Origin of the sequence: Thioalbus denitrificans (assembly GCF_003337735.1) — a bacterium.
In the GTDB taxonomy this organism is placed as follows: Bacteria; Pseudomonadota; Gammaproteobacteria; order DSM-26407; family DSM-26407; genus Thioalbus; species Thioalbus denitrificans.
The window spans coordinates 762,669-778,702 of record NZ_QPJY01000002.1 but is presented as its reverse complement, the minus strand read 5'-3'; the positions used below and the strand labels follow the sequence as shown (position 1 = coordinate 778,702).

General features: G+C 68.1%; 12 protein-coding genes. 4 read left to right on the top strand and 8 right to left on the bottom strand.

The features are described 5' to 3' along the window. Positions 1-216: 216 nt before the first annotated feature. The 8 genes from DFQ59_RS08085 to DFQ59_RS08050 form a co-directional block, all read right to left on the bottom strand. Positions 217-1,116 (bottom strand): hydroxymethylglutaryl-CoA lyase, encoded by a 900-nt coding sequence (locus tag DFQ59_RS08085; protein WP_114279139.1) that lies wholly within the window; start codon positions 1,114-1,116, stop codon positions 217-219. Then, a complete protein-coding gene (locus DFQ59_RS08080; protein ID WP_114279138.1) occupies positions 1,103-3,121 on the bottom strand; it encodes an acetyl/propionyl/methylcrotonyl-CoA carboxylase subunit alpha in 2,019 nt (672 codons plus the stop codon). Before DFQ59_RS08080 ends, DFQ59_RS08085 begins: the two co-directional genes overlap by 14 nt. A 133-nt stretch (positions 3,122-3,254) precedes the next feature. Continuing rightward, on the bottom strand, positions 3,255-4,043 hold the full coding sequence (locus DFQ59_RS08075; RefSeq protein WP_114279137.1) for an enoyl-CoA hydratase/isomerase family protein: 789 nt from the start codon (positions 4,041-4,043) through the stop codon (positions 3,255-3,257). Positions 4,044-4,282: 239 nt separating this feature from the next. Then, the gene (locus tag DFQ59_RS08070; RefSeq protein WP_114279136.1) at positions 4,283-5,890 is read right to left on the bottom strand and encodes a carboxyl transferase domain-containing protein; all 1,608 of its coding nucleotides are present in this window, start codon (positions 5,888-5,890) and stop codon (positions 4,283-4,285) included. Positions 5,891-6,078: 188 nt separating this feature from the next. After that, a complete protein-coding gene (locus DFQ59_RS08065) occupies positions 6,079-7,215 on the bottom strand; it encodes an acyl-CoA dehydrogenase family protein (protein WP_114279135.1) in 1,137 nt (378 codons plus the stop codon). Between the two features lie 210 nt (positions 7,216-7,425). Continuing rightward, complete coding sequence (locus tag DFQ59_RS08060) at positions 7,426-8,610, bottom strand: acetyl-CoA C-acetyltransferase (RefSeq protein WP_114279231.1); 1,185 nt, start codon at positions 8,608-8,610, stop codon at positions 7,426-7,428. Positions 8,611-8,923: 313 nt separating this feature from the next. Then, the gene (locus tag DFQ59_RS08055; RefSeq protein WP_114279134.1) at positions 8,924-10,090 is read right to left on the bottom strand and encodes an isovaleryl-CoA dehydrogenase; all 1,167 of its coding nucleotides are present in this window, start codon (positions 10,088-10,090) and stop codon (positions 8,924-8,926) included. Between the two features lie 290 nt (positions 10,091-10,380). Further along, on the bottom strand, positions 10,381-10,800 hold the full coding sequence (locus tag DFQ59_RS08050) for a MerR family transcriptional regulator (RefSeq protein WP_211314827.1): 420 nt from the start codon (positions 10,798-10,800) through the stop codon (positions 10,381-10,383). A 164-nt stretch (positions 10,801-10,964) separates the two neighbouring features. Between DFQ59_RS08050 and DFQ59_RS08045 the strand changes: the two genes are divergently transcribed. The 4 genes from DFQ59_RS08045 (at position 10,965) to nosR (ending at position 15,973) form a co-directional block, all read left to right on the top strand. Continuing rightward, positions 10,965-11,990, top strand: coding sequence for an MBL fold metallo-hydrolase (locus DFQ59_RS08045; RefSeq protein WP_114279132.1), 1,026 nt, complete (start codon positions 10,965-10,967; stop codon positions 11,988-11,990). Positions 11,991-12,353: 363 nt separating this feature from the next. After that, a complete protein-coding gene (locus tag DFQ59_RS08040) occupies positions 12,354-12,971 on the top strand; it encodes a TetR/AcrR family transcriptional regulator (protein ID WP_114279131.1) in 618 nt (205 codons plus the stop codon). 211 nt (positions 12,972-13,182) lie between these two features. Further along, positions 13,183-13,443: a hypothetical protein gene (locus DFQ59_RS08035; protein ID WP_114279130.1), complete on the top strand. Its 261-nt coding sequence runs from the start codon at positions 13,183-13,185 to the stop codon at positions 13,441-13,443. 304 nt (positions 13,444-13,747) lie between these two features. After that, positions 13,748-15,973 (top strand): transcriptional regulator NosR, encoded by a 2,226-nt coding sequence (nosR, locus tag DFQ59_RS08030; protein WP_114279129.1) that lies wholly within the window; start codon positions 13,748-13,750, stop codon positions 15,971-15,973. Positions 15,974-16,034: the final 61 nt, after the last annotated feature.

The window sequence follows — 16,034 nt, the reverse complement described above, 5'->3', positions numbered from 1 at the left end:
GCCATGGACGCGGCTCCCGCTGTTGGCTATCTGTGGCCAGGCGGACTGTGGCCCGTCGACGGATTCAGGGAGACCCCCGGTCGTGCAATGCCTGCAGCCGCCCAACTGCGAAATGTCGGGTTGCCAGTCACCGGTTGCCGGTGATCAATGGCACACTAACTGTAGCACTACCGGGAGGGGAGGGTGTGAATGTTCCGTGGCAGCTGCGGGGTGCCTTCACTCCGTGCGCCAGGCGCGGGCCACGCGGGAGGCGGGCGGGCGGTCGAGGTGACCGCTGATGAAGCGGGCGGTCGCCACCACCGCGCCCAGGTCCACGCCCGTGGCGATGCCGAGTCCGTCGAGCATGTAGACCACGTCCTCGGTGGCCACGTTGCCGGAGGCACCCCGGGCATAGGGACAGCCGCCGAGCCCACCCACCGAACTGTCGATGACCGAAACCCCGAGCTCGAGCACGGCGAACAGGTTGGCGAGCGCCTGGCCGTAGGTGTCGTGGAAATGGACCGCCAGCCGTTCCAGTGGCACCCGCTGCGCCACCGCCTCCACCATCTGCCGGGCCCGCAGCGGCGTGCCCACGCCGATGGTGTCCCCGAGGGAGATCTCGTAGCAGCCGAGCTGCGCCAGGTCGGCGGCCACCCGGGCCACGACGGCGGGGTCCACGTAACCCTCGTAGGGACAGCCGAGCACGCAGGAGACATAGCCGCGGACCCGCAGCCCCCGCTGCCTGGCCGTGTCACACACCGGCGCGAAGCGCTCCAGGCTCTCGGCGATGGAGCAGTTGATGTTCTTGCGCGAGAAAGTCTCGGAGGCGGCCGCGAAAACGGCAATCTCCTCCGCTCCGGCCGCCAGCGCCGCCTCCAGCCCCCGGGCGTTGGGCACCAGCACCGGGTAGGCGGTGCCGGGCCGGCGGGTGATGCCCGCCAGCACCCGGTCGGTGTCGGCCATCTGCGGCACCCACCGGGGTGAGACGAAGCTGCCCGCCTCCACCGCCGGCAGACCGGCCGCGCTGAGACGGTCCACCAGCTCCACCCGGACCGCGACCGGGACCGCCCCGGGCTCGTTCTGCAGGCCGTCCCGCGGCCCCACCTCGACGATGCGCACCCGTTCAGGCAGGTTCATCGGTCGCCTCCCCGGTCTCCAGCACCAGCAGCTCGGCCCCCTCCTGCACCTGGTCGCCGACCGCGAAGCGGATGACGCCCACCACCCCGTCGGTCTCGGCGGTGATGGTGTGTTCCATCTTCATCGCCTCCATCACCAGCAGCGGTGCGCCCCGGCGCACCGGTTCGCCGGTCTCGACCAGCACCGCGATGATCGTCCCGGGCATGGGCGCGGTGAGTCCACCGCCCCCGCCCTCGGCGGGCAGGGCCGCCGCCACCGGATCATGAACCCGCAGCCGATGGCTGGCCCCGTTGCAGAGGATGTCCAGGGTCTCTCCCACCCGGACCACGCCGGCGCGTAGGCGCACCCCGTCCAGGTCGGCGAGCACCGCGCCGTCGCCGGTCGCCTCTCCGCGCACCGCCATGGGGCCGCCCGGGAGCTCGAGCAGGAAATGGCCGGGGCGGAAATGGGCGTTCACCGTCACCTCGTGCTCGCCGTCCAGGAAGGCGAGGGTGTGGTGGTTGTCATCGTTGAGTCGCCAGCCGGTCACCGCGTGCCAGGGCGACCAGGGGTCCCGGGACAGCGCCTGGCAGGCCCCGGCCCGGGCTTCCACCCGCAGCAGCTCGGCCAGCGCGGCGATGGCCAGCACCCGGTCCGGGACCGGCGCGGAGGGCTGGAACAGCTCGGTGCGGTGGCGGTCGATGAAGCCGGTGTCGAGCTCGCCCCGGGCGAAGGCGGGGTGGGCGGCGAGGTCGCGGAGGAAGCCCAGGTTGGTGGTGACGCCCACGGCGTGGCTTTCGCCCAGGGCGCGCCGCAGCCGCCGCAGGGCGTCGTCGCGGTCCTCGCCCCAGACGATGAGCTTGGCCAGCATGGGATCGTAGTGGGGGGAGATGGTGTCGCCGCTGCGCACCCCGGTGTCCAGGCGCACGTGGGCATCCTCCGCGGGCAGCTGCAGGTGATCGAGGGTGCCGGTGGCGGGAAGGAAGTCGCGGGCCGGGTCCTCGGCGTAGATGCGCGCCTCGAAGGCGTGGCCGTTGATCTCCAGCGCCTCCTGGGCGGCGGGCAGCGGCTCGCCGGCGGCCACCCGCAGCTGCCACTCCACCAGGTCCTGGCCGGTGACGAACTCGGTCACCGGGTGCTCCACCTGCAGCCGGGTGTTCATCTCCATGAAATGGAAGCTGCCCGCCGGGTCGGCGATGAACTCCACCGTGCCCGCGCCCACGTAGCCGATGGCGCGGGCCGCGGCGCAGGCCGCCGCGCCCATCTCCCGGCGTCGCGCCGGCGCCATGCCCGGGGCCGGGGCCTCCTCCACCACCTTCTGGTGGCGGCGCTGCACCGAGCAGTCGCGCTCGAACAGGTGCACCACGCCGCCGTGGGTGTCGGCGAACACCTGTACCTCGATGTGGCGCGGCCGCTCCAGGTAGCGCTCCACCAGCAGCCGGTCGTCGCCGAAGGCCGCGCGGGCCTCGCGCCGCGCCGAGGCGGCCGCCGCTTCCAGCTCCGCGGCGTCGCGCACGATGCGCATGCCCTTGCCGCCGCCGCCTGCGGACGCCTTCAGCAACACCGGGTAGCCGAGGGCGGCGGCCTCCCGCGCCAGGACCGCGGGCGACTGGTCCTCGCCGTGGTAGCCCGGCACCAGCGGCACGCCGGCCCGCTCCATGAGGGCCTTGGCGCGGCTCTTGTCACCCATGGCGCGGATGGCCGCGGCCGGCGGGCCGATGAAGACGACGCCGGCCGCGGCGCAGGCCTCGGCGAACTCGGCATTCTCCGACAGGAAGCCGTAGCCGGGATGGATGGCCTCCGCGCCGCTGGCCCGGGCCACGGCCAGGATGCGCCCGGCGTCCAGGTAGCTCTCGCGCGCCGCGGGCGGGCCGATGAGGTGGGCCTCGTCGCACAGCGCCACGTGCAGCGCGCCGGCGTCGGCCTCCGAGTAGACGCCCACCGTGCGGATGCCGAGGCGCCGCGCGGTGCGGGCGATGCGGCAGGCGATCTCGCCGCGATTTGCGATCAGGATGGTGTGGAACATTGGGTGTCCCTGTGGCTGTGGACTCGTGCCTGTCGGTGGCGTACGGCCGATCTCATCACCCCTGCTGCGATCCCCGGGATATACCGGTGGAGCGGATATGCGCGCCGCGGAGGGCACCGGCGCCTGCCGCGATTCACTCCGGGAACCACCGTGGTTTCCGCTTCTCCAGGAACGCGCCCACCCCCTCGCGCGCCTCCTCGCCGGCACGGATGTCGGCGATGCGCCGGGCGGTGTCCGCCATGAGCGCCGTGTCCACCGGCCGGCCGGCCACGGCGGCCACCAGGTTCTTGGCCGCGCCGATGGCCCCCGGGCCGCCGCGCAGGAGCTCCGTGGCGATGGCCGTCACCCGCGCCTCCAGCGCCTCCGGCGTCGTCACCTCGTGCACCAGCCCCAAGCGCCGCGCCTCCCCGGCGTCGAACCGCTCGGCGGTGAGAAAGTAGCGCCGCGCCTGGCGTGCGCCGATGGCCGCCACCACATAGGGGCTGATGACCGCGGGGATGAGGCCGAGGCGGACCTCCGACAGGCTGAAGGCGGCCGTTTCGGCGGCCACGGCGATGTCGCAGGCGGCCACCAGTCCCACGCCGCCGCCGAAGGCCGCGCCGTGGACGGCCGCGATGGTGGGGCGGGGGAGGGTGTCCAGCGTGTGCAGCAGCTGCGCCAGCCCCATGGCATCGGCCAGGTTCTGGGTGCGCGAGTAGCCGGCCATGCGCTGCATCCAGTTGAGATCCGCCCCGGCGGAGAAGCTCTTGCCGGCCCCGCGCAGCACCACCACCCGCACCCCGGGATCCTCCCCGACCTCGCGCAGCGCCTCGGTGAGCCGGGCGATGAGGGCGTCGTCGAAGGCGTTGTGCACCGCCGGGCGGTTCAGCGTCACCGACGCCACCCCCTTCTCCACCGCCACCTTCACCGTCTCTTCGCTCATCTCCACCCCTCACTTCGTTTCTGATTATCCGCAGATTACGCGGATTACGCAGATTCTGTTTTGTACCGTTTGGACCTGTCCGGTGGAAATCAGGATCCCGTGGTCGTCCGACGCGGACATGGCCCTTGACGTCTCAGGTGACTCCTTGCCGGTGCATCCATTCGGGTTTTCCGATAACAATCTGCGTAATCCGCGTAATCTGCGGACAGTTGATAAACGTCCCCGGACGTGCGTGCACGCTACATCCGGAACACGCCGAAGCGGGTCGGCTCGATGGGGGCGTTGAGGGCGGCGGACAGGCCCAGGGCCAGGACGGTGCGGGTCTCGGCGGGGTCGATGATGCCGTCGTCCCAGAGCCTCGCGCTGGCGTAGTAGGGATGGCCCTGGGTTTCGTACCGGGCCCGGATCGGCGCCTTGAAGGACTCCTCGTCCTCGGGCGACCACTGCTCTCCGCGCGCTTCCATGCTGTCCCGGCGCACCTGGGCGAGCACGTTGGCGGCCTGGTCGCCGCCCATCACCGAGATGCGGGCGTTGGGCCACATCCACAGGAAGCGGGGATCGTAGGCGCGGCCGCACATGCCGTAGTTGCCGGCGCCGAAGCTGCCGCCGACGATGACCGTGAACTTGGGCACCCGGGTGGCGGACACGGCGGTGACCATCTTCGCCCCGTCCTTGGCGATGCCACCGGCCTCGTACTTGCGCCCCACCATGAAGCCGGTGATGTTCTGCAGGAACACCAGCGGGATGCCGCGCTGGCTGCACAGCTCGATGAAGTGGGCGCCCTTGAGCGCCGACTCGGAAAACAGGATGCCGTTGTTGGCCACGATGCCGACCGGGTAGCCGTGGATGCGGGCGAAACCGGTGACCAGGGTGGCTCCGTAGAGAGGCTTGAACTCGTCGAGCTCGCTGCCGTCGACGATGCGCGCGATGATCTCGCGGGCGTCGTAGGGCTTGCGCGGGTCGGCGGGCACCACGCCGTAGATCTCCCGCGGGTCGTAGTTCGGCGCCACCGGCTCGCGCAGGTCGATCTGCGGGGCCTTGACGGTGTTGAAGTGGCTGACGATGCCGCGGGTCAGCTCCAGCGCGTGGAGATCGTTCAGGGCGTAGTGATCGGTCACGCCGGAGACCTTCGCATGGACATCGGCCCCGCCCAGTTCCTCCGCGGTCACCACCTCGCCGGTGGCCGCCTTCACCAGCGGCGGGCCGCCGAGGAAGATGGTGCCCTGGCCCTTCACGATGACACTCTCGTCGGACATGGCCGGCACGTAGGCGCCGCCGGCGGTGCAGGAGCCCATCACCACCGCCACCTGGGGAATGCCCTGGGCGGAGAGGTTGGCCTGGTTGAAGAAGATGCGCCCGAAGTGGTCGCGGTCGGGGAACACCTCGTCCTGCAACGGCAGGTAGGCTCCCCCCGAGTCCACCAGGTAGATGCAGGGCAGGCGGCAGGCCTCGGCGATGGCCTGGGCGCGCAGGTGCTTCTTGGCGGTCATGGGGTAGTAGGTGCCGCCCTTCACCGTGGCGTCGTTGGCCACCACCATGCACTCGCGGCCCATGATGCGGCCCACGCCGGTGATGATGCCCGCGCCGGGCACCTCGTTGCCGTACATGTCCCAGGCGGCGAGCTGGGAGAGCTCCAGGAACGGCGACCCCACGTCCAGCAGCCGCCGCACCCGCTCATGGGGCAGCAGCTTGCCCCGGGCCAGGTGCTTCTCCCGCGCCCGCTCCCCGCCGCCGAGCTTCACCTGCGCCACCTTCGCGCGCAGGTCCGCCACTAGCGCCTCCATCGCCGCCGCGTTGCCCCGGAACGCCTCCGAGCGGGTATCCACCTTGCTCTGCAGAACTGTCATTGATGATGACCTTTTTTATTAACCGCAGATTGACGTTGATTGACGTTGATTGACGTTGATTCCCCGGATGGCCTGGGCAGAACGCTTGGCATCGCCTGCAGCCAGAGCAGGCGCCTCCTGTATGCTGATCGCTTCGTCCCTGAAAAATCAGTGTTAATAATGCAAATCTGCGGTTAACTGGTTTTAACTCACTCGTCCGCCAAAGCACGGGCGATGACCAGGCGCTGGACGTCGCTGGTGCCTTCGTAGATCTGGGTCACGCGCACGTCGCGCCAGATGCGCTCCACGGGGAAGTCGCGCAGGTAGCCGTAGCCGCCGTGCACCTGGATGGCGGCGGAGCAGACCTGCTCGGCCATCTCCGAGGCGAACAGCTTGGCCATGGAGGCCTCCTTGAGGCAGGGCGCGCCGGCATCGCGCAGCGCCGCGGCGTGCAGCACCAGCTGCCGGGCCGCCTCGATGCGGGTGGCCATGTCCGCGAGGCGGAAGGCCACGGCCTGGTGCCCGATGATGGGCCGCCCGAAGGCCTCCCGCTCGCGGGCGTAGGTGAGCGCCGCCTCCAGGGCCGCGCGGGCCATGCCCACCGACTGGGCGGCGATGCCGATGCGGCCGCTCTCCAGGTTGGCGAGCGCGATGCGGTAGCCCTGGCCTTCCGCGCCGAGGCGCAGTGCGCCTGGCAGGCGCAGGTCCTCGAAAATCACCTGGCAGGTGTCGGAGGCGTGCTGGCCGCTCTTCTCCTCCACCCGCGCCACCTGGTAGCCGGGGGTGTCGGTGGGGATCACGAAGGCGCTGATGCCCTTCTTGCCGGCGGCCGGGTCGGTGACGGCGAAGGCGATGGCCACGTCCGCATGCTTCCCGGAGGTGATGAACTGCTTCACCCCGTTGAGGACGTAGTGGTCGCCGTCGCGCACGGCCCGGGTGCGCAGCGCGGCGGCGTCGGAGCCCGCCTGGGGCTCGGTGAGGCAGAAGCAGCCGAGCTGCTCGCCGCGGGCGAGCGGACGCAGGAAGCGTGCCTTCTGCTCCTCGCTGCCGAACTTCAGCAGCGGGCCGCAGACCACCGAGTTCTGCACGCTGACGATGGTGGAGCAGGCCCCGTCGCCGGCGGCGATCTCTTCCAGCGCCAGGGCCAGGGAGACGAAATCGGCCCCGGCCCCGTCCCACTCCGGCGGCACGACCATGCCCATGAACCCGAGCTCACCCATCTCCCGCAGCGCCCCGGCCGGGAACTCGCCCGTGCGGTCCCACTCCGGCGCGAAGGGCGCCAGCCGGTCCCGCGCGAACTCCCGCGCCATGTCCCGGATCATCCGCTGCTCTTCGGTCAGGATCATTTTCGGATTTCCTGTATCGATTAACCGCAGATTGACGTTGATTTACGTGAATGTCCTCTGTCCGCATGAGCGTAGTGCAATCGATGCGGAAGGGACTGAAAACCTGACACAGTGCACGGGGCGTCCCGGTTGTCGCTACGGGAACGCACGGGTCTTCGAAATCCAGTCAACGCCAATCCACGCAAATCTGCGGTTCATTGGGTTCTCCGGTCAAAACCGCTCGATGGCGATGGCGGTGGCTTCGCCGCCGCCGATGCAGAGGCTGGCCATGCCGCGCTTCAGGTCGTACTTTTCCAGGGCCGCCAGCAGGGTGACCATGATGCGGGCGCCGCTGGCGCCGATGGGGTGGCCCAGGGCGCAGGCGCCGCCGTGGACGTTGACCTTGTCGTGGGGGAGGGCGAGCTCCTCCATGGCGGCCATGGTGACCACGGCGAAGGCCTCGTTCACCTCGTAGAGATCCACCTCGGCGGGGCTCCAGCCGGTGCGTTCGAGCAGCTTGCCCATGGCGAACACCGGGGCGGTGGTGAACCAGGCCGGCTCCTGGGCGTGGGTGGCGTGACCGAGGATGCGCGCCAGCGGGGCCAGGCCGCGGCGCTCCGCCTCGGACTGGCGCATCAGCACCAGCGCCGCGCCGCCGTCGGAGATGGAGCTGGAGTTGGCGGCGGTGACCGTGCCGTCCCTGCGGAAGGCCGGCCGCAGGGTGGGGATCTTCTCGATGCGCGCCTTGAAGGGCTGCTCGTCCCGCTCCATCACCACCTCGCCCTGGCGGGTGGCCAGCGTCACCGGGGTGATCTCACGCTCGAAGCTGCCGTCCTCGATGGCCTGCTGGGCCCGCTTCAGGGAGGTGATGGCGAAGTTGTCCTGCTGCTCGCGGGTGAAGCCGTACTTGTCGGCGCACTCCTCGGCGAAGGTGCCCATCAGCCGGCCCTTGTCGTAGGCGTCCTCGAGTCCGTCGAGGAACATGTGATCCTTCACCTCGCCGTGGCCCATGCGCAGCCCGGCCCGGGCCTTGGGCAGCAGGTAGGGGGCGTTGCTCATGCTCTCCATGCCGCCGGCCACCATCACCGCGGCGCTGCCGGCGAGCAGCAGGTCGTGGGCCAGCATGGCCGCCTTCATCCCCGAGCCGCACATCTTGTTGACCGTGGTGCAGCCGGTGCCCAGCGGCAGGCCGGCGCCCAGGCTCGCCTGCCGCGCGGGCGCCTGGCCCATGCCGGCCGGCAGCACGCAGCCCATGATCACCTCGTCCACCGCGCCGGGCTGGATCCCCGCGCGCTCCACCGCGGCGCGGATGGACGCGGCCCCGAGATCGGGCGCCGTCAGCGGCGCCAGCTCGCCCTGGAAGCCGCCCATGGGCGTGCGGGCGTAGCCGACAATCACCACCGGGTCGTTCTGCATCATTCCGCTCCTTGTCCGGTTCTAAAACTTTTCACCACGAAGGCACGAAGGACACGAAGAAAGACTTAAAAACTATCAACCGCAGATTGGCGTTGATTGACGTTGATTTCAGGTCAGGCATCGAGTGCTGTTTGCCGGAGTTACCGGCTGGAGCCGGCGAGTTGTTCCCCTCCGGCAGTGCCTTCCCGGCAAGGTCGGCACAATAAACGTAAATCACCGTCAATCTGCGGTTTGTCAGGTTCTTTTCTTCGTGTCCTTCGTGCCTTCGTGGTGAGATTTTTTACACGTTAACCTCCCGACCGGGGAAAATCCCTCAGGCCGTTTCGTTGAACAGTTCGCGGCCGATGAGCATGCGGCGGATCTCGGAGGTGCCGGCGCCGATCTCGTAGAGCTTGGCGTCCCGCAGCAGGCGGCCGGTGGGATACTCGTTGATGTAGCCGTTGCCGCCGAGGCACTGGATCGCCTCCAGGGCCATCCAGGTGGCCTTCTCGGCGGAGTAGAGGATGGCCCCGGCGGCGTCCTTGCGGGTGGTCTCGCCGCGGTCGCAGGCGGCGCCCACGGCGTAGACGTAGGCGCGGCAGGCGTTCAGGGTGGTGTACATGTCGGCGAGCTTGCCCTGCATCAGCTGGAAGGTGCCGATGGCCTGGCCGAACTGCTCCCGCTCGTGCAGGTAGGGCAGCACCGTGTCCATGCAGGACTGCATGATCCCGAGCGGACCTCCCGCCAGCACGGCCCGCTCGTAGTCGAGTCCCGACATGAGCACCCGCACGCCCTTGTTCAGCTCCCCGAGGACGTTCCCCTCCGGAACCTCGCAATCCTCGAATACCAGCTCGCAGGTGTTCGAGCCGCGCATGCCGAGCTTGTCCAGCTTCTGCGCGGTGGAGAAGCCCGGGAACCCCTTTTCGACCAGGAACGCGGTGATGCCCCGCGGCCCGGCCTCGGGGTCGGTCTTGGCGTAGACCACCAGCACGTCGGCGTCGGGGCCGTTGGTGATCCACATCTTGTTGCCGTTGAGCACGAAGCGATCGCCCTTTCTCTCCGCCCGCAGGCGCATCCCCACCACGTCCGATCCGGCGCCCGGCTCGCTCATGGCCAATGCGCCCACGAGCTCGCCGGTGACCAGCCCCGGCAGGTAACGGGCTTTCTGATCGTCCGTGCCGTTGCGGCGGATCTGGTTCACGCAGAGGTTGGAGTGGGCGCCGTAGGACAGCCCCACCGAGGCCGAGGCCCGGCTGATCTCCTCCATGGCGACGATATGGGCCAGGTAGCCCATGGCACTGCCGCCGTACTCCTCCTCCACGGTCACGCCCAGCAGGCCCATGTCGCCGAGCTTGCGCCAGAGATCGGCGGGAAACTCGTTGGCGCGATCGATGTCCGCGGCGCGCGGGGCGATCTCCTCGGTGGCGAAGGACTGCACCGCGTCACGCAGCATGTCCGCCGTCTCGCCAAGACCGAAGTTGAGGCTGGGGTACTGGATCATGTCACTCTCTCTTCTCGACCGGGTGGGCGTGGCGGTGCCACCATTTCCGCTAAAATTATATGACGTTTACGTAAACGTCAATACAAGGGGAGGGAGATTCCCCGCGGCTTGCGGGTCCGGTGTTGCGCTTGCGCGGGATGTGGGGGGAGAGGTGTCTGGCCGGTGCTTCCGGGGCGGTTCCCGATGGCGTCCCGGACCCCCGGGCCGGGCGGTCTCATCCGCAGGCGTCGACGGTCATGGAGCCGCGCCCGGTGCCATGTCGGGGCGGCCGCTGCCTGCCCGTCCGCGGTTCAGGCCTTGGCGGTCTTGCGGTGGCGGGCGGCCGACGCCTTCTCCTTTTCACTGAGCAGGTCGCGGCACTGGCGCTCCACGGCGGTGATCTCCTGCAGCACCACCTCGATGTCCTGTTTCTGCTGCTCCAGGATATCCTTGCGCTCGCCGAGGATGTTGATGAAGCGCTGCAGCTGCGGTATCTCGCTCGGGGCGTTGTCGTAGAGATCGAACAGCTCCTTGATCTCGCCCAGACTGAAGCCCAGGCGCTTGCCGCGCAGTATCAGCTTCAGCCGCACGCGGTCCCGTTTGCGGTACACTCGCCGGCGGCCCTCGCGCAGCGGCGTGAGCAGACCCTGGTCCTCGTAGAAGCGGATGGCCCGGGTGGTGACGTCGAACTCCTTGGCCAGTTCGGTAATGGTATAGGTGGTTTTTTCCATGATTTTGTTGTGATTGACCCCGACAATCATTATTTTTACCTGCCCGTCGCCTTGCCGTTTGCATCCGCTTCGCAGGCGGGCACTCCAAGACTACTTCCTCTTTACGTAAACGTAAATCCCGGATATGGTTCCTGACCCACCCAGCGGAGCAGGGATTCAGGGTCATGCCGTCCATCGATTACCCCTTTGCGACAACGCCCGAGCACGGCGGCGTACTGGAAGTGGCTCCCGGTGTGTACTGGGTCCGCATGCCGCTTCCCTTCGTGCTGGACCACATCAACCTGTGGCTGCTGCGCGACGGCGACGGGTGGACCCTGGTCGATACCGGCATCGGCGGCGGGGAGGTGATGGCCCACTGGGAGGCGCTGTTCGATTCGGTGATGGAAGGGCGGCCGCTGAAACGGGTCATCGTCACCCACTTCCATCCGGACCATGTGGGGCTGGCCGACTGGCTGACGGAGCGCTTCGGTGCCCCCCTGTACATGTCCCAGGCCGAATACCTGACCGCCAGCCTGGCGCGCAACGACCTGGGGCCCGGGAACCGGGCGGAGCTGGCGCGCTTCTTCGCCCGGCACGGCCTGGATTCGGAGCGGGAAGCCGCCTTCGTCGCCCGGGGCAACACCTATGCCCGCGGCGTGCGCGGTCTGCCCGGGGGCTACATCCGGCTGCAGGCGGGCGATCGGATCGGGATCGACGGTCGGGAGTGGCTGCTGCGGGTCTGCCGGGGCCATGCCCCGGAGCACCTGACGCTGTACTGTCCGGAACTCGGCGTACTCATCTCCGGCGACCAGGTTCTGCCCCGCATCTCCACCAATGTGAGCGTCTGGCACTTCGAGCCCGAGGCCAACCCCCTGCGGCAGTTCATGGATTCCCTGGAGTCGTTCCGTGAACTGCCCGGGGAGACCCTGGTGCTGCCTTCCCACGGCCGGGTGTTTCGCGGCCTCCATACCCGCCTGGACGAGTACGCCGCCCACCACGACGAACGTCTCGAGCAGGTGCTGGCGGCCTGCGGCGAGCCGGTGAGCGCCTGTGGCCTGCTGGAGCGCCTCTTCCCGCGCCAGTTGGATCTCCACCAGCTCATGTTCGCCATGGGCGAGGCCATCGCCCACCTCAACTATCTCCACGCCGAGGGCCGCCTGGTCCGGGCGGCGGGCGGCGACGGCGTCTACCGCTTCGTCCGGGTTGAATAGGGTCTCCAGGAGCACTCGGCAGAGACGCCCATGACTCAGTTTTTCTGAATCAACCGCAGACTTACGCCAGGCCCTGGGCAGGGGTCCGGAGGCCCCTCATGGCAGGAGGGACTCCAGCGCATCGGACGAATCAACGAAAATCAACGCCAATCCGCGGTTACCGGCCGGGCAGAATTCCCGCGTGCACGGTAACGGGTTCTCAACGGGCCTCGCCGAATCCAGGCGGGCGAATCTGCGTCATCCGCGTAATCTGCGGATAAACCCGCACCTCGGACACATGGCCGCGGTACTGCCGCCACCCGTCGCCGGGGAGGGTGGTATCATGCCGGGGTTTCCGTTGTTCCGATCGTGGAGCTCTCCCTGATGTCCGCAGCCGCCAGTCCCTCTCCCGCCGGGCGCGAGACCATCCTCGCCGCCGCCGCCGAACTCTTCGCCGCCAAGGGTTTTGCGGGGGTTTCCGTACGCGAGGTGGCGGAGCGGGCAGGGGTATCCAAGGCCAACGTCTTCCACCATTTCAGCTCCAAGGACACCCTCTACCTGGCGGTCCTGCGCAGTGCCGTGTCCCGCTTCGAGGCACTGCTGGACGACTATGCCGGGGAGCGCGACGGCTACGAGGCCCGGCTGCGCGGCATCTCCCGGGAACACCTGCAGAACATCCTGGCCAACGAGGGGGTCTCGAGGCTCATCATCCGTGAAGTGCTGGAGAGCGACCTGCGCCGGGGCCAGGAACTCACCGAGCGGGTGCTGGGCGACGGCTTCACCCGGCTGGTGGAGGTTATCCGGGAAGGGCAGTCACGCAGTGAACTGCGCACCGACGTCGACCCGGTCCTCATCGCGAGCCTGATGGTTGCCGCCAATGTCCACTTCTTCCAGTCCCGAACGGTGATGCGGGCCCTGTCCGGGGTCGCTTACGCCGATGACCCTGAGAGTTATTCGGTGCAGGTGATGGATATCCTGCTGAACGGCATCGCCTCCCGCTGAGACCGGCGTGCAGGTCCGAAGGTGAGGGAGGCCGGTGGAGCGCTGCCGGGGAAAGGTGTCCTGGCAATAGCTGTCTCCTACCAGAACGAATCCATAGTCCTCCAGTTGCCTATCCCACACGAATCGTCCTAGATTCTAATTTGATGGCTCGGATATCAATGACGCCTAGCTACCCGTTCCGCCGACGGGAATGACAGACGGGGAGATAACAATGTTGACCTTTGAAGACTGCCTGGGACTGTGCGACCTGACCGAAGAGGAGGTGGATGCCATCGCCGAGCATGAGCATGTCCCGGAGATGGTGGCAATGGAGCTGGGCAACTACCTCGTGCATACGGAGAAGGGGGTGCCCCGGATCAGCCGCATCATCGTCGAGGACATCGAGCTGGCCGAGTCCCGGGGGGATCGGGACCGGGTCCTGCGGCTCAAGCTGGTACTGAAGCACTTTGTCGAGACACACCCCGTGGTCTGAACTACCAGGAGACGAACTGTTCGGCCGCTGACCGCGCCGGAACGCATCGTTCCAGCGGCTGCCCGTCCCAACAGTACGGCAGTCTCCACCCGGATCAGGTCCCTGCTCCGGACGGTAAATCGCGCTACCATGCGCTGTCCTATTTTCATCCCGCCACCTCGCTGAGACGATGATCCCGGCCTAGACTTGTAGAGGGCGCGAAGGCTTGCACCCGAAAAGGGTTTTCTGGCTCTGAAAAGCCGCCGTCTGCAGTTTTTCAGATATCCGGCAACGTCCAGCACGGTCTTTTCAGCAGCCGTCGGCTATGTATTCAGGGCACCTGAAATTGCCTGACCGGGAGAAACCGAGCCGCATCATTCGCGGTGTCATCATTTGGGGCCTGTTGTTCATCCTCCCGCCGTCCTGCCTCTTCGCGGCACTTCCCGCTTCGGGGATCGAAGCCCGATACCCCCAGGTCCGACAGTTCTTTCCCGATGCCGACCGGTTTGGTCCTGTGGAGGGTGAAGCGCCCGCGGCGCCGGTTTACCGGAACGGAGCGATCGTGGGGTACGTACTGCGTACCCAGGACATCGCCCCGATACCCGCCTACTCGGGCAAGCCGGTCAATGTGCTGGTCGGAATCGACCTGGAGGGCAGGATTACCGGCGCCGAGGTCATCGAACACCATGAACCCATCCTGCTGGTGGGCATCCCGGAGCAGCGCCTGTTCGACTTCACCCGCCAGCACGTGGGGAAGTCAATCACCGATCGCATCGAGGTGGGCGGAAGGGAGGCGGAAGGCAGCGTCAGCCTCGATGCGATCTCCGGCGCCACGGTCACGGTGAAGGTGGTCAACCGCAGCATCATGCGCGCGGCTCGGCGCGTGGCCGAGGAGCGTGGAATTCTCGAGACCGGAGCCGACACCGCCGCGGTCCAGGCACGGGTCCGGGAGGAACTGTACCAGCCCGCCGACTGGGTGCAGCTGACCGGGGACGGGTCCATCCGCCGATTGCTGATCGAGCGCGAGGAGGTGGAGGCGGCCTTCGGGGGGACGGCGGGCGAGGGACGCGGCATCTCCACAGGTCAGCCGGAGTGCCTGCCGGGTGAGCCCTGCGGGACGTTCATCGACCTCTACTACACCTATCTCAATCCGCCCATGGTGGGGCGCAACCTGCTGGGCCAGCGGGAGTATGAGCGGCTCATGGCGGATCTCGGGGAGGGTGGACACGCCATCGCATTGATGGCCAACGGGATCTACTCCTTCAAGGGCTCCGGCTATGTCCGCGGCGGCATCTTCGACCGCATCCAGGTGGTGCAGGGGGATCAGACCATCCTGTTTCGGGATACCGACTACCAGCGCCTTATGGACCCCGAGCTGGAAGGAATGCCGGAATTCGGAGAGAAGGAGATTTTCATCATCCGCGAGGGTTACGACTTCGACCCGGGCCGGCCCTGGCAGCTGGAGCTGCTGGTGCGACGCCAGGTGGGCGCGCTGGAGAGCGTGTTCACCACCTTCACTGCCGAGTATGAAACGCCGGAGGCGTATATCGTGCGGCCCGCCCCGGCCGGGCCCGCACCGGAGGCCGGGATCTGGCAGTCCATCTGGGCGGATCGGGCGCTCGACATCGCCATCCTGGGCGTGCTTCTCGCCGGCCTGACCCTGATCCTGATCTTCCAGGACGCGCTGGCGCGTCGCGCGCGGCTGCTCGTCGTCCTGCGCACGGGGTTCCTGCTGCTGACCCTGCTGGTCATCGGCTGGCTCTTCCGGGGCCAGCTCTCGGTGGTGAACACCTTCACCTTCGTGAACGCGCTGCGGGGCGAGTTCCGCTGGGAGACGTTTCTCACCGACCCCGTCCTATTCATCCTCTGGACCTACGTGGCCGCCACGCTGCTGCTCTGGGGGCGCGGGGTCTACTGCGGGTGGCTGTGCCCCTTCGGTGCCATGCAGAAGCTGGCTAACATGGCGGCCCAGCGGCTCCATGTGCCTCAGCTCAAGCTGCCGGCCGCGGTCCACGAGCGCCTGTGGGCGGTGAAGTACCTCATTCTCCTGGGGCTGTTCGGGATCTCCCTGCAGTCCCTGGCCACCGCCGAGGTCTATGCCGAGGTGGAGCCGTTCAAGACCGCCGTGACCCTGCGCTTCCAGCGGGAGTGGACCTACATCGCCTACGCCCTGGCGCTGGTGCTCATCTCCGCCTTCAACTGCAAGTTCTACTGCAAGTATCTATGCCCGCTGGGGGCGGCGCTGGCGGTGCCTGCGCGCCTGCGCATTTTCGACTGGCTGAAGCGCCACAAGGAGTGCGGCCGGCCCTGCCAGGTGTGTGCCAACGAGTGCGAAATTCAGGCCATCGATCCCATCGGCCGCATCAACGTCAACGAATGCCACTACTGTCTCGACTGCCAGGTCACCTACTGGGATGCGCACAAGTGTCCGCCCATGGTGGAGCGGCGCAAGCGGCGGGAAAAGGCCCCGGAGGCCCGGGCGGCAGCGGAGCGCATGGAGGCGGCGCTGGGGGGCGTCCGCCCCGTGACGATGGGGAAGGAATCCTCGTAAGGCCATCATTGGAACCGGGGATGCCGGCGAGCAACGGGCCGTCGACCGGCGCACTGAACTG